Origin of the sequence: Streptomyces caniscabiei (assembly GCF_014930365.1) — a bacterium.
Classification (GTDB): domain Bacteria; phylum Actinomycetota; class Actinomycetes; order Streptomycetales; family Streptomycetaceae; genus Streptomyces; species Streptomyces caniscabiei.
The window spans coordinates 258,871-273,170 of sequence record NZ_JABXWI010000001.1; the positions used below are offsets into that span (position 1 = coordinate 258,871).

The 14,300-nt window shown below is 70.3% G+C and carries 12 protein-coding genes; 5 read left to right on the plus strand and 7 right to left on the minus strand.

Annotated features, from left to right (window positions below; all coding sequences use genetic code 11):
* Positions 1 to 126 precede the first annotated feature (126 nt).
* On the plus strand, positions 127 to 1,788 hold the full coding sequence (locus HW837_RS01450) for an MFS transporter (protein ID WP_313895526.1): 1,662 nt from the start codon (positions 127 to 129) through the stop codon (positions 1,786 to 1,788).
* A gap of 283 nt (positions 1,789 to 2,071) precedes the next feature.
* Positions 2,072 to 2,890 (plus strand): AfsR/SARP family transcriptional regulator, encoded by an 819-nt coding sequence (locus tag HW837_RS01455; protein WP_193379500.1) that lies wholly within the window; start codon positions 2,072 to 2,074, stop codon positions 2,888 to 2,890.
* 1,006 nt (positions 2,891 to 3,896) lie between these two features.
* Here the strand turns inward: HW837_RS01455 and HW837_RS01460 are convergent.
* From HW837_RS01460 to HW837_RS01470, 3 genes are all read right to left on the minus strand, one after another.
* Positions 3,897 to 4,418, minus strand: coding sequence for a DUF2617 family protein (locus HW837_RS01460; RefSeq protein ID WP_045558176.1), 522 nt, complete (start codon positions 4,416 to 4,418; stop codon positions 3,897 to 3,899).
* Between the two features lie 496 nt (positions 4,419 to 4,914).
* Positions 4,915 to 5,325, minus strand: a complete 411-nt coding sequence (locus tag HW837_RS48310; protein WP_078853473.1) for a hypothetical protein — start codon at positions 5,323 to 5,325, stop codon at positions 4,915 to 4,917.
* 133 nt (positions 5,326 to 5,458) lie between these two features.
* Entirely contained in the window at positions 5,459 to 5,671 is a 213-nt protein-coding gene (locus HW837_RS01470) for a hypothetical protein (protein ID WP_045558177.1), read from the minus strand.
* Positions 5,672 to 6,322: 651 nt separating this feature from the next.
* Here HW837_RS01470 and HW837_RS01475 point away from each other — a divergent pair.
* Together HW837_RS01475 and HW837_RS01480 are read left to right on the plus strand one after the other, a co-directional pair.
* Positions 6,323 to 6,781 carry a DUF8189 domain-containing protein gene (locus tag HW837_RS01475; protein WP_143110805.1) on the plus strand — a complete coding sequence of 153 codons (459 nt, stop codon included), beginning with the start codon at positions 6,323 to 6,325 and terminating at the stop codon, positions 6,779 to 6,781.
* 112 nt (positions 6,782 to 6,893) lie between these two features.
* Positions 6,894 to 8,153 carry a pyridoxal phosphate-dependent aminotransferase gene (locus tag HW837_RS01480; RefSeq protein ID WP_193379499.1) on the plus strand — a complete coding sequence of 420 codons (1,260 nt, stop codon included), beginning with the start codon at positions 6,894 to 6,896 and terminating at the stop codon, positions 8,151 to 8,153.
* A gap of 30 nt (positions 8,154 to 8,183) precedes the next feature.
* Here HW837_RS01480 and HW837_RS01485 read toward each other — a convergent pair whose 3' ends face one another.
* The 4 genes from HW837_RS01485 to clpB all read right to left on the minus strand — a co-directional run bounded on the left by HW837_RS01485 (position 8,184) and on the right by clpB (position 13,605).
* On the minus strand, positions 8,184 to 8,720 hold the full coding sequence (locus HW837_RS01485; protein ID WP_193379498.1) for a Uma2 family endonuclease: 537 nt from the start codon (positions 8,718 to 8,720) through the stop codon (positions 8,184 to 8,186).
* Positions 8,721 to 8,797: 77 nt separating this feature from the next.
* Positions 8,798 to 9,751, minus strand: a complete 954-nt coding sequence (locus tag HW837_RS01490; RefSeq protein ID WP_193379497.1) for a hypothetical protein — start codon at positions 9,749 to 9,751, stop codon at positions 8,798 to 8,800.
* 489 nt (positions 9,752 to 10,240) lie between these two features.
* Positions 10,241 to 10,786 (minus strand): YbjN domain-containing protein, encoded by a 546-nt coding sequence (locus HW837_RS01495; protein WP_045558187.1) that lies wholly within the window; start codon positions 10,784 to 10,786, stop codon positions 10,241 to 10,243.
* 149 nt (positions 10,787 to 10,935) lie between these two features.
* Positions 10,936 to 13,605: an ATP-dependent chaperone ClpB gene (gene clpB / locus HW837_RS01500; protein ID WP_234442555.1), complete on the minus strand. Its 2,670-nt coding sequence runs from the start codon at positions 13,603 to 13,605 to the stop codon at positions 10,936 to 10,938.
* Positions 13,606 to 13,744: 139 nt separating this feature from the next.
* Between clpB and HW837_RS01505 the strand changes: the two genes are divergently transcribed.
* Positions 13,745 to 14,158 (plus strand): pyridoxamine 5'-phosphate oxidase family protein, encoded by a 414-nt coding sequence (locus HW837_RS01505; RefSeq protein WP_045558290.1) that lies wholly within the window; start codon positions 13,745 to 13,747, stop codon positions 14,156 to 14,158.
* Positions 14,159 to 14,300: the final 142 nt, after the last annotated feature.

A 14,300-nucleotide genomic window follows, 5' to 3' on the forward strand; every position in this document is an offset into this window, starting at 1 on the left:
GGCCGGTGGCCGGATCCTCACCAGCCCTACTCAGTTGACGGTTCAACGCACCTAAGATTGCCCGGGAGTTGATCAAAATACGACGCCCTGAGGCAGCCGCGTGAACGGGGAGAGGCCGATAGTTTCGTGAGTATCAACGAACCAGTGCGGGCGGGCCGACGGGAGTGGACGGGGCTAGCCGTCCTCGCACTGCCGACCATCCTGATCGGTCTCGACATGACCGTGCTGCACTTGGCGACCGCCAAGCTCAGCGAGAGTCTGAGACCGAGCGGCGCGCAGTTGCTCTGGATCGTCGACATCTACGGGTTCCTGGTCGCTTCGTTCCTCGCCACCATGGGTACCGTCGGGGACCGGATCGGTCGGCGGAAACTGCTGCTCATCGGCGCCGCAGCGTTCGCCGCCGCGTCGTTGCTCGCCGCCTACGCGACCGGAGTGGCGATGCTCATCGTGGCGCGCGCTCTTCTCGGCATCGCCGGCGCGACCCTCATGCCGTCCACTCTGTCGCTGATCAGCAATATGTTCCATGACCCGAACCAGCGACGGTTCGCCATCGCTGTGTGGATGACCAACTTCAGCGTGGGCGGGATGATCGGCCCCCTGGTCGGCGGCGTGCTGCTGGAGCACTTCTGGTGGGGTTCGGTGTTTCTGGTAGGAGTGCCGGTCGGGGTGATCCTGCTGATCGTCGGCCCGGTGCTGCTGCCCGAGTACCGCGACCCCCAGCCGGGTCGGTTGGACCCGCTCAGCGTCGTCCTGTCCATCGTGACAGTGCTGCCGGTGGTCTACGGCTTCAAGCAAGTGGCCCAGGACGGCGTCCGGGCGACGTCGCTGCTGACCGTCGCCCTCGGACTGGGCTTCGCGGTCGCCTTCGTACGCCGCCAGTTGCGGATCACCAGCCCCATACTCGATCTGCGGCTCTTCAGCCGTCCCGGATTCTCGGTGGCGCTGGGTGGCCAGACGATGGGCCTCTTTGTCGTCACCGGGACGCAGTTCCTCGTCCTCCAGTACTTCCAGCTCGTCCTGGGGCTTTCTCCACTCACCGCCGGCCTGTGGGCGCTGCCCGCGATGGTGGCGGGGATCGTGGGCACCATCCTCGCACCGGCCGTCGCCGCCAGGCTGCATCCCGGCCGAGTCATGGCGGGTGGCTTCGCGATCGCCGTGCCGGGGCTCGTACTGATCAGCCTGGCGGGCTCCGTCTCCGGCTTCGCGCTCACCACCATCGGCTTCGCCGTCCTTTCCCTCGGTGTTCAGGCGGCGCTCGCCCTCACCAACGACATGATCATCAGCAGCGCACCGCCGGAGCGCGCGGGCAACGCCTCGGGAGTCGGGGAGACGGGCGCCGAACTCGGCAACGCACTGGGGGTGGCAGCGTTCGGCTCGGTGGCGACCGCATTTTACGGAGCGCGGATGGCCGGCGACGCCCTGCCCGATGGCGTCCGACCGGAGCTGGCCGATCTCGCCCAGTCCACGCTGACAGGCGCCACCGAGGCCGCCGGCCGCCTGCCGGACGGGGTCGGCGACGAACTGCTCGCGACCGCTCGGTCCGCCTTCACCAGTGGCATGCACGCAGCGGCGCTGTGCGGCGTCGGCATCCTGGTGCTGCTGGCGCTGGCCAGCCTGAAGCTGGCGCGCCGTTCCACAGCCGACGCTGCGGGAACAGTGAAGCACTTCGCCGGGACGGAGCCAGACGGGACGGTGAGGCCGGACGATGTGGAAAGGTGCCCACCGGTGGAGGGGGGAGCGGCAAACGGACCCCGTCCGGCCGCCGGCTCCCCAACTGACCGCCGATAAGAACCGCAGGCGCTCCGACCGCCCGACCGCGCCATCGCCGAATTACTCACTACCTTTCATACGGTCCGATTCCATGGTAAGGCCCGATGGAATCGGGCTGTATCCGGAGGGCCTTTTCGGCGTGCCTTTCTCCGCCCAGCGCTCGAAAGAGCACATAGGTCCTTTTTTGGAATCTCTCGGCACGAGATCGTGATTGTTTAAATCAAGAAGGGGTGTGGAAACATTTTTCCGGGTGCCGATGTGAAGCGGCATCCCTATGAGGAGAAGATCAAGGGAGACTGCGATGAGATTCGGCATCCTCGGGCCACTAGAGGCGGTTTCGGACGATGGAGTTTCTGTGAAACTCGGCGGTCCGCGACAACGCATGGTAATGGCCACGCTCCTGATGAATGCGAATCATCTGGTGACGTTTCCCCACCTGTTGGAAGCCGTGTGGTACGAGGAGCCTCCGCCCTCGGCGCCTGTCAATGTCCGAGGATATATCAGTGCGTTGCGCCGATCACTTGACGACGGCGAGGAAAACGGGGACCGTTTACAGCCAAGTAAGCGACTGACCACGCTTACAGGCGGGTACCTGCTGCGCGTCGAGACGTCCGAGCTAGATCTCTCCCTGTTCATGGACCGATTACGACAGGGCGAGCTGGCGATGGCGACGGGGCAGATCGAACAGGCTGCGCGGAGCCTCCAGTCCGCTCTGGGCCTCTGGCGCGGCAACCCGCTCGACGGGCTCCCCGTGACGCTGTCCGTCCGCGCCGAGCTGGAACGCATCAAGGAACTGAGGATGCTCGCCGTGGAACGCGCCGCTCAGGCGCGGCTCGACCTGGGGCAGGCTGACGCTCTCGTGCCGGAGCTGGCCACCCTCACCAGTCGGCACCCGTTCCGCGAACGGCTGTGGGAGTTGCTGATCGTCGCCCTGCACCGGACGGGACGCCAGGCGGACGCCCTCGCCGCGTACTCAAGGGTGCGGCGGATGCTTGTCAAGGAGCTAGGGATAGACCCGAGCGACCGGCTGAAACGGCTGGAGCAGCAAATACTGCGTGGCAACCACAGGCTGGACGCCCTCGCGACGGCGCCGGCCCACCGTGATGGGCGTGCGGCCTGAGGTCTGGAGAGTGGCGGCCTTGACCTGGCCCTGATTCGGTCAAGGTCGTCCGTCGCCCGGTCCGGCCCCGGCTCGGCAACCGTGGCGGGGTGGTGCAACTGGTCCAGAGCCGGCCGGGCCTGGCCCTGGCATGTCAGTGCGCGTCCGGCCCCTCCTTCTCTGGCCGGAGCAGGCCTGGCCGCCCTGGACATCACACGGCAGGCGACCTGGGCCGCGGCGCACAGCCAGTACGCGGCACAGCCACCCCGGACCGCCCCGACGGCGCCGTCATCGCGACCACCGCACCGGTGGACCGGCGAGCCGGTCCACGTGCTGGGGTGAAGGCGAGGACGAAGGCACGTTGTGTCTGGCTGGTGGCGCGTTCGCCGGCGATCCCGTGGTGCTCGGCTTCGTCGCGGGCAGAGGCGTATGCGGTGGCGGCGCGGTGCATGTCGCCGTGGGGCCGGCAGATGTCGCCTTCGACGCGGTGATGACGGCCTTCCCAGCCCATGGTGCGGGCGGTCGCCAGGGCGGTGGGCCGGGCCGCGGCGGGCGGCGGGAGCAAGGCGGGTGGGGCCGTCGGCGACGGTCTGCATGCCGGCCCGGGAGGCGGCGCTGTGGCCGAGGTCGCGGTGGGCCTCGGCCCGGTAGTAGAGGGCCATGCTGGAGGTCGTCGGGCAGCAGGCAGCTGTCGACGACCGTGGTGAGCCGGGCGGTGGTGCGGGAGCGATGTTCGTGCCGGCGGCGGGCGAGGGCGCCGAGGAGTTCGACCAGCGCGTCGGCGGCCGTACACGAAGTCACCGATGTAGGCCCAGGCCGCCGGGGTGAGCCAGTCGAGGTCGAGCTGGTGGTCGCGGGCCCGCCGCAGCCCCTGGCGCAGGCAGGCCACCAGCAGCCTCCGGCCCGGGCCGGAGGCGTTGTCGTACTGCTCGCCCAGGGTGGTCAGGGCGCGCCGGGCGGCCCGCTGCCCCACGCGCCCGCGCCCGCGCCCGCCGACGCACCCGAACCCCGAGCTATCACGCACCCGTCACAGCGCCGCAGGCACCCGCACCCCCACCCTCGTTCTCGTGGCCACCAGTTGCCCGTCCTGGGGATACGCGTGCCAGGTACGCCAGTGCACTTGTCCGTCGTACCGCTGCGCGAGCATCGCCGTGAAGGCGTGCGGGCTGCCGGGGAAGACACCGGCCAGCCCGTGCGGATGGTCGGAGACGAGCGCCAGCAGTTCCTGCGCGCGCCCCGCGAAGGACCCCGGCGACAGGACCTCGACCCGGGCGGCGAATTCGTACTCCCAGTCGCCCACACGTTTGGCCACACCGAGCGGCAGCGGTGTGCTGGATCCCGGGATGCACGCGACCGTCTCCGAACAGTGGCTCCCCCGCTCCTCCTCCAGGAGTACCTGGTGGGACGCGCCGAGCAGCCTCAACTGCAGCTTCGCCCCGGTGAGTTCCAGGTCTAGCGTGGCGAGCGCGGGCAGCGGCTCGCGTCCCAGCGCCCAGGCGAGGTCTGCCGCGCGCGTGTCGGTGTAGGCGGTGTTCAGGGTCGTGAGCATGGGTCGGCTCCGCAGCGACGCAAAGAGAAAGAGAAGAGGGGTGGGTCCGGCGCACCCGGTCGGCACCGGGAGCTGTGGCCCGGTCGGACAGGTCGGGCGAGGACGACGTCCCGGTCGGTCCGGTCAGCCAGGTCAGGCCTGCCGGGAGGGACGTCCGGGGGCTGCGTTGGCGATTTATAGGGAATCATGAACTGTGGCGTAACCACAGCGTTTTTACCCAACTTGACGTGCTTTCCATCCCCCCGAGGGCTGCCCAGCTCAACTGTTCAACCAGGCGTGCGCCCCATCGGTCGACACGCTCCCCGCGCGCCCACCGAGCCGGGCGCGCGAACTCCCGGGAGCGCCCGCCGGACAACCGGTCCCACCCGGCGTACTCAGGCGTGAAGCGGCACCACACCGGTGCGCCTGCCCCGTCCTGACGGAGCTACACACGCGAGCGCCCGCCGGGAGGTTCGTCCCGGCGGGCGCTCGTGTCGTGGAGCTCGGCTGCCCCGTGTCAGCTGCCTCCACCGCATCCGCCCCCGCCACCGCAGGAGGACCCGCCACCGCAGGACGAGCCACTACTGCTTCCGCACGAGGATCCACTGCTGCTGCCGCAGGAGGACCCGCTGCTGCCGCAGGACGAGCCACCGCCGCCGGACGACGAACCGCGGTCGTCGTGCGACGAGGAGTGCGACGATCCCGAGTCGCCGACGGTCGCCGCCCCGAGCACCCACCAGCTGTTGTCGGAGCCGCTGCTGTGGGAAGCGCTGTCGCTCCGGCTGCCGCGGTACGCGCTGCCGCCCCGGGCCGCCGACGGACGGCGCCGCGCCGCGTGCCTCCTCCTGCGGTTGTTGGCGGCGACAATGGCCACCGTCCCCACGAAGACCACCGCCAGAATGATGCCGATCACCGCGATCGCGTTCATGGCGTCACCCCTCCCCTCTTGTTCTTGGTCCCCCGAAGCGACCCCCCGTGGGTGCCTCGTTCATGTGCGTGTCGCGGGGGTGCCCCCCGCGGGTGACCGCTCGAACCGAGTCGAGCAGGTCTGTGAAGCGTCGTCAGCTGCCGCCGCCGCAGCCGCCGCCGCAGGAGGACCCGCCTCCGCACGACGAGCCGCCGCCGCACGACGAACCCCCGGACGAGCCTCCGGACGAGCCCCCGCCCGCCCACCAGCTGCCGCGGCGGGCGCGTCGCCTGGCGTTCCTGACGACCCCGATGACGATGGCCAGACCGATGGCGCTGACCACCAGGATGGAACCGACTTCCGCCATGGCCCACCCTCCCCTCTTCCATGCCCGTGTCCCCGAAGCGACCCCCCGTGGGCGCCTCGCTCACTTGCGTGTGGCGGGGATGCCCCCGCCGACGGCCACTCAAAGCCGAGTTGAGCAAGTCCAGAGCTTCGTCCGCGGGCGGACCTGCTCAGCTGCCGCCCCCGCAACCGCCGCCCCCGCCGCCTCCCCCACCGCAGGAGGACCCGCCGCCGCACGACGAGCCACCACCGCAGGAGAACCAGCCGCCGCCCCCGCCTGACGACCCGTGGGACGACCCGCCGTCCGCCCACCAGCTGCGCCGGCGGCTGCGCCGCGAACCTCGGCCGAGCGACGACACCACACCGAACAGGGCGACCGCGCCCATGAAGCAGATGAAGAGGACGTCCATTACGACACCCGCCTTTCGTTCCCCCGTGCAGACCCCCCGTGGGCCGTGCGTGACGGGGGGATGCCCTCGCGTCTCACCGGTCAAAGCGAAGTTGAGCAACTTCAGAGGGTTCTCACCGGGAACACCTCCTGACCTGCGCGGATATTCAGGCCGGCGTCCGTCGCCGAGCACCCGACTTGCGGTTCCTCGGGGCCGCACGAACGCTGGAGCCGAGGGGAGGGACGAGAACGCCTGTCCGGGCGTTGAAGAAGGAGACGGATCATATGTCTGTTCGAAGCATGGCATCGGCGCGGCTCACGGACGGTCGTCCGCAGGTGTTCGCGGGGAGCGACCACGGGTTGTTCACCCGATGGAAGGTCAGCGAGCACCCGGACGCCGGCTGGACCGACTGGCAACAGTTCGACTTCGACCACGGCCGCGTGGTGTCGCTCGCCGCGGCCCCGCTCACGGACGAACGGCCGCAGATCTTCGCCGTGTCCGAGGGCGGCGAGCTGTGGAGCACCTGGAAGGTGGCCACGGACGCCAGCGCGGCCTGGGCCGACTGGACGAAGTTCAACGGTCTGCCGGGATCGGCGCGCAGTGTGGGTGTGGCCACCCTGACGGACGGCCGCCCGCAGATCGTGGTCGGCACCGACAACGGTTCGGTGTCCTCGTGGAAGGTGAGCACCCACCCCGACGACGCCTGGTCCGAGTGGTCCTCCTTCGACGGTCCGCCCGCCTGACGTCGGGGAGCACGCCGCCCGGCCGGGGTTCCCGGCCGGGCGGCGCGTGGGGCGGCGCCTCGGCCGCCACACTCCGAACGCGGGTTGAGGAACTCCGGAGCTTCGGCGCAGGATGACGCCCATGACCTCCAGCTCAAGCCCCGCCCGCGCCGCTCGTCCTCCGCTCAACCGGCGGCTCGCCGAGTTCGGGACGACGATCTTCGCCGAGATGTCGGCGCTCGCCCTGCAGACCGGATCGATCAACCTCGGGCAGGGCTTCCCGGACACGGACGGCCCCGAGGAGATCCGCGAGGCGGCCGTACGGGCGCTGCGGGACGGCCGGGGCAACCAGTACCCGCCGGGTCCCGGTGTGCCCGAGCTGCGTGCCGCGATCGTCGAGCACCAGCGGCGACGGTACGGACTGACGTTCGACCCGGACACCGAGGTGCTGGTCACCGCCGGTGCCACGGAGGCCATCGCGGCCGCCCTGCTGGGGCTGCTGGAGCCGGGCGACGAGGTGGTGGCCCTGGAGCCGTACTACGACTCGTACGCGGCCTGCATCGCGATGGCGGGCGGCACGCGCGTACCGGTGACGCTGCGACCGTCCGAAGGGCCGTCCGAAGGGCCGTCCGAGGGTTCGGGCGACGCGGGCGGGGAGCGGCGGTTCCGGCTGGACCTGGACGAGTTGCGGGACGCGGTCACCGACCGCACGCGGCTGCTGCTGATCAACACGCCGCACAACCCGACCGGGACGGTCCTCACCCGCCAGGAGCTGACGGCGATCGCCGAGCTGGCGGTGGAGCGGGACCTGCTGGTGGTGACGGACGAGGTCTACGAACACCTGGTCTTCGACGACGCCGAGCATCTGCCGCTGGCGTCGTTCCCGGGGATGCGGGAGCGGACGGTCACCATCGGTTCGGCGGGCAAGACGTTCTCGTTCACCGGGTGGAAGGTGGGCTGGGTGACGGCCGCGCCCGCGCTGGTGACGGCGGTGCGCTCGGCGAAGCAGTACCTCACCTATGTGGCCTCGGGCCCGTTCCAGTACGCCGTCGCCGAGGCCCTCGCGCTGCCGGACAGCTACTTCGAGGCGTTCCGCGCGGACATGCTGGCCAAGCGGGACCTGCTGGCGACGGGCCTGAAGGACGCCGGCTTCGGGGTCTTCCGCACGGCGGGCACGTATTTCATCACCACCGACATCCGCCCCCTGGGCGAGACCGACGGCTTCGCCTTCTGCCGCGCCCTGCCCGAGCGGGCGGGAGTGGTGGCCATCCCGAACGCGGTCTTCTACGACCACAAGGAGACGGGGGCACCCTACGTCCGCTTCGCGTTCTGCAAGCGCACGGAGGTGCTGGGGGAGGCCGCGAAACGGCTCAGCTCGGCATTCGCGCGCTGACCACCGTCGTACGGCTCCTCCGGTCGCCGATCACTCCGGGCGCGGGAGCTCGTCGAGGTCGAGGGTGAAGGTGCGGCCGTCAGCCAAGGGGATGGGGAGCTTGCCCGTGCCGTACTTGTGGGTGTGTGCCGCGATGTAACCCGTGGCGGTCGGCTGGGTGTGGAGGACGACTTCCTGGGCGTACGGGTCGACGACCATATAGATCGGGATGCTGTAGCGACCGTACTTGGCCGTGCAGTCGTCGTAGTCCTTGCGCGCGGAGGAGGTCGAGACGACCTCGGAGATCAGCAGGACGTCCTCGAAGCCGTAGCGCTTGCCTTCCCGGCGGGCGTCCTCGCGAAGGATCACGAGATCCGGGGCGGAGTTCTCGTCGGCGGGGAAGTCGATGTAGACGTCGGAGGCGGTCTTCGCATGGCGTCCGAGGGACACGATCGTGTCGTACTGCATCGACTTGATCGTGCTGGAGTGCTCGAAGCTCTGCGGAGTCATGATCACCTTTCCGTCAGCTCCGAACAGGACCGTGTATCCCTTGGGGAACTCGGTGTGCACGATCGCGTCGACGCTCATGGACGGCTCCTTCCCTCGTGCGGTCAGGATACGGCGGACGGTGCCCTGCGCGGACATGCTGGCCATGCGCGACCTGCTCAGCCGGTAGCGGGGAGTCGGTCCCCGGTCCGGCAGTCCCGGCAGTGGCTGTGTCCGGCGGAGCGGAAGCCGCGGTCGCAGCCGTCGCAGTTCCGCATTCTCAGGACCGTCGGTCGCTCCGGGGTCTCGGGGCTACCCGTCTCCGGGGCGGTCAGGGGTGTCTCCTTGAGGCGGTAGGCGAGGATGCCGACCGGGCGGACGAGGAGGTCCGCCGGGAGTCGTGCGGTGAGGTGGTCGGTGATCTGGGTGGGCAGCAGGCCTGCGCCGAGCCATCGGGTGACGGCCGGGGCGAGGCGGGCGGCTTCCCGCTCGGACAGGACGAGGCGGGGATCGACCCGGCGGAGCCCGGCGAGCACGGCGACGGCTCGGGGGTCGGAGTGGGCGAGCGTGACCGGTACCTCGGCCACGGCCACGGCCTCGACCTCGGCCTCCGATGCCGGTTCCGGCTCGGCTGTCTCCTCCGTCTTCCCCTCCGCCGGTGAGGGCGTCTCCGTCGTGTCCCGCCCGGCCCCGGTCGCGGGTACGGCAGCAGTGGTCTGCTTACGGGGGCGACGAGGTCCGGGCGGCCGGGGAGGTCCGTCCGGGGCCGGGCCCGGTTCGCCGCCGGGTACGTCGTAGAAGTACGTCCGGGTGCGGACCTGGCCGGTGGGCGTCCGCTCGCGGCGGCGTTCCAGGTATCCGGCCGCTTCCAGTTCCCTCAGCGCTCGCGAGACGAGGATCTCGCCCTCGTCGAAGTGCGCGCACAGGGCGGCGATGCTCACGCACGTGCCGTCCGGCAGGGAGGAGATGTACGCCGCGACGCCGATCGTGACCGCGCTGCCGCGCCGCTGGGCGAGGGCGTTGGAGAGCACGGTGAAGTCGGCCGTGAGGCGGGTGCGTACGTGGATCACGCCGGAAGTCGGTGCAGGTCCGGCGTCGGCGCGCAGGGGCGCGTTAGACTGCGAATCAGCCATCGGGAAGCGGTTCTTCCTGATCGGTCAGGCCCTCGTTCGGGATGCCAGTCCCGGCCGGGGGCCGAAGTCTTTGTGCGGTTGTCGCGGCGAACGTAACCGCCCGCATCCCGCACCTGCAAGCCGGTCACCCGTACGGGTGACGCGCCCCTCGCGGCCGGGGAGGGTGGGTGGGCGGGTAGTTCTTTCCCCCGGTTCTTTCAGGAGGTCAGCGGCCCGCCGGACCCTCGGGGACAAGGGCCCGGTGAGCCCGGAAGACGGACGCCGGCCGGGGCCCGGTTCCCGCGCCACCCCGCGTCGCAGCACCCTCGGCCCGGACGACGAGAGCCCGGCCGGAGCGCGCCGCCGTGGTGGCGGGCGCTTCGGCCGGGCTCTCGTAGGTCTGTCTGCGGGTCTGTCTGCGGGGCGGTTCCGGCCGTCGTGGGCCAGGCCTTCCCTCACCCCGGGCCGATGATCGCCGGCCGCCGGTGGCCGCGGAGAGGCGCGGGGCGGTTACGCGTCGCCCTGGTCGCCCTCGTCGTCCTTGGGCTTCTCGGCCTCGTCGACGTCCTCGGCCAGGCCGAGCTGCTCGACGAGCCACTTGTCGAACTCGATGGCCGCGCGCACCCAGCTCACCGTCGACGAGACGAAGTGCTCCAGGCTGACGCCGGTGCCGATCAGGAGCTGGGCCTCACCGATGAGACGGACCGTGCCGTCGTCGTGGGTGTGGCTGTACACCTTGGGCCACAGGGTGCGGCGGTTCCAGTCGTCGATGCTCTCCAGCAGGGCCGGCTTCTCGTCGATCTGGTGCGGGCGGTCGTAGAACGTGCGCACCGAGAAGACCTGCTGGTCACCCTCGCCACGGAACATGAAGTACGTACGGAATTCCTCCCACGGCGCCGCGAGGTCACCCTCGTCGTCGACGACGTACTTCAGCTCCATCTGGTCCAGGAGCTGCTTCACGAGGTCCTGATCCGGGACCACGGGGCCGGGCGGCGGGCCGGGCTGCGGCTCGGGCTGGCCCCCGAAGTTCGGAATCGAGGACGGGTCGATGCTCACCGTGATTTTCCCTTCGTACGGATTCCGCCATCCTCCCCCATGCGGGGGCGGGAGTGGCAACCCCCGCCCCGCGTGGTTCGTCGCCCTTGGCCGGATCCGGGAGGGGATTCAGCTACGAGCGTGGCCGGGAACCTTTCGGGTACCCCCGGTCATGGGTTCTTCTCCATCGACGGGGATGTCGAAGGGGAAGTCGTGCCGTCCGTTTCGGAGGCGGTCGGCCCGCCCGTGGCCGGCCCCACGATCAGGCCCTCTCCCTCGCCGAACGTGTCCACCCGGACCGTGTCGCCGTCCTTGATCTCGCCGGAGAGGATCTCCTTCGCGAGGCGGTCGCCGATGGCGGTCTGGACGAGGCGGCGCAGGGGGCGGGCGCCGTAGGCCGGATCGTTGCCCTCGTCGGCGAGCCAGGCCAGGGCCTCCGGGGTGATCTCCAGGGTGAGGCGGCGCTCGGCGAGCCGCTTGGCGAGGCGGTCGATCTGGAGCTTCGCGATGCGCTCCAGCTCCGCCTTGTCCAGGGCGGAGAAGACGACCAGATCGTCCAGGCGGTTGAGGAACTCCGGCTTGAAGGAGGCCCGCACCACGTCCATGACCTGCTGCTTCTTCACCACCTCGGTGGTGACGGGGTCGACCAGGTACTGGCTGCCCAGGTTCGAGGTGAGGATCAGGATGGTGTTGCGGAAGTCGACCGTGCGGCCCTGCCCGTCGGTGAGGCGGCCGTCGTCCAGCACCTGGAGGAGGATGTCGAAGACCTCCGGGTGGGCCTTCTCCACCTCGTCGAGCAGGACCACGGAGTACGGGCGGCGGCGGACGGACTCCGTCAGCTGGCCGCCCTCCTCGTAGCCGATGTAGCCGGGGGGCGCGCCGACCAGCCGGGCCACGCTGTGCTTCTCGCTGTACTCCGACATGTCGATGCGGATCATGGCCCGCTCGTCGTCGAAGAGGAAGTCGGCGAGGGCCTTGGCGAGTTCCGTCTTGCCGACGCCCGTGGGGCCCAGGAAGACGAAGGAGCCGGTCGGGCGGTCCGGGTCGGCGATACCGGCCCGGCTGCGGCGCACGGCGTCGGACACCGCCCGCACGGCCTCGGTCTGGCCGATGAGGCGGCGGCCCAGCTCGTCCTCCATGCGCAGCAGCTTCTGGGTCTCGCCCTCCAGCAGCCGGCCCGCCGGGATGCCGGTCCAGGAGGCGACGACGTCCGCGATGTCGTCGGCGCCGACCTCGTCCTTGACCATGGTGTTCTTGGACGCGGCGGCCTCCTCCTCGGCCTCGGACGCCTCCTCCAACGCCCGCTCCAGCGTGGGGATCTCGCCGTAGAGGAGCTTGGAGGCGGTGTCGAAGTCGCCGTCGCGCTGGGCGCGTTCGGCCTGGCCGCGCAACTCGTCCAGTTTCTCCTTCAGTTCACCGACGGCGTTGAGGGACTGCTTCTCCTTCTCCCAGCGGGCGGTGAGGCCGCGCAGCTCCTCCTCCTTGTCGGCGAGGTCGCGGCGCAGCCGCTCCAGGCGCTCGCGGGAGGCGGCGTCGGTCTCCTTGTCGAGGGCCATCTCCTCCATGCGCAGCCGGTCCACGGACCGCTGGAGCTCGTCGATCTCGACGGGTGAGGAGTCGATCTCCATGCGGAGCCGGGAGGCGGACTCGTCGACGAGGTCGATGGCCTTGTCGGGCAGGAAGCGGGAGGTGATGTAGCGGTCGGAGAGGGTGGCGGCGGCGACCAGCGCCGCGTCCGCGATGACCACCTTGTGGTGGGCCTCGTAGCGGCCCTTGAGTCCGCGGAGGATCGCGATGGTGTCCTCGACGGTCGGCTCGGCGACCAGCACCTGCTGGAAGCGGCGTTCCAGGGCGGGGTCCTTCTCGATCCGCTCCCGGTACTCGTCGAGGGTGGTGGCACCGACCATGCGCAGCTCACCACGGGCCAGCATCGGCTTCAGCATGTTGCCGGCGTCCATCGCGGAGTCCCCGCCGGCGCCCGCGCCGACGACGGTGTGCAGCTCGTCGATGAAGGTGATGATCTGCCCGTCGGAGTCCTTGATCTCCGCGAGGACCGTCTTCAGACGCTCCTCGAACTCGCCCCGGTACTTCGCCCCGGCGACCATCGCGCCCAGGTCGAGCGAGACGAGCCGCTTGTCCTTCAGCGACTCGGGCACGTCGCCCTTGACGATCCGCTGGGCGAGCCCCTCGACGACGGCGGTCTTGCCGACGCCGGGCTCGCCGATCAGCACCGGGTTGTTCTTGGTCCTGCGGCTGAGCACCTGGACGACCCGCCGGATCTCCTGGTCCCGGCCGATGACGGGATCGAGCTTGCCCTCCCGCGCGGCGGCGGTGAAGTCGGTCCCGAACTTCTCCAGGGCCTTGTACTGGCCCTCCGGATCGGCGGTGGTCACCCGGCGTCCTCCCCTTGCCTTCTGGAACGCCTCCTGCAACTTCCTGGCGTTCGCCCCCTGCCGGGAGAGTACGTCCCCGGCCTGGCCGCCCTTCTCCGCGATCCCGATCAGGAGGTGCTCGGTGGAGACGTACTCGTCGCCCAGCTCCTTCGCCTTGGCCTGGGCCTCGGCGACGACGCTCAGCAGCTCGCGGTTGGGCTGGGGCGGCGAGACGGTGGAGCCGGTCACGCTGGGCAGACCGGCGAGGATCTTCTCGGCGCCCGCGCGCACGGCCGCCTGATCGGCCTCGACGGAGGCGAGCAGGTCCGTGATGTTCTCGTTGTCCTGGCCCTGGAGCAGAGCCAGCAGCAGGTGGGCGGGGGTGAAGTCGGGGTGTCCCTCGGACACGGCCCGGTTGCTGGCCGCGTTGATCGCGTCCCGGCTCCTGTTGGTCAGCTCGGCGTCCACGTTCGCGATTCCCTCCTTGCGTCAGCCGTCGGCCACAGTGACTTGGGCAACGTGCATAAAGTTGAGTCTATTCCACTCAAGGTGGTGCGGGGAGGGGTTCCTCCGGCCTGCCGCCGGGTCGGCCGCTACATTCCAGGCCGTGAGCATCTATCGAGTGGATCTGGATGACCCGGACGCCGCCTACCTCGCCTTCTGGCAGGAGCGGCACCTCTGCACGCTGACCACCCTCCGCGCCGATGGGAGCCCCCATGTGGTGCCCGTCGGTGTGACATACGAGCCCGAGGCCCGACTCGCTCGGGTGATCACCCGTACGGGGAGCGCGAAGGCGCGGCATGTGCGCGCCGCGGGGGCCGAAGGGGCCCGGGTCGCGGTGTGCCAGCTGGACGGCGGGCGCTGGGCCACGCTGGAGGGGCTCGCCCAGGTGTACGAGGACCGCGAGCGCGTCGCGGACGCCGAGCGGCGGTACGCGGAGCGGTACGGCAGGGAGCCCCGGCCCAATCCGGAACGCGTGGTGATCGAGATCGAGCTGACCCGGGCGCTGGGGCGGGGATGACGGGGTGACCGACGGGGCGACCGACGGGGTGACCGACGGGGTGACCGACGGGGCGACCGACTGGGCCACGCGAGCCACCAGGGGCTGCCGCGTGCCGATGGTGACCGCTCGCTTCCGGTTGACCATTTTTCGGACAGATGAG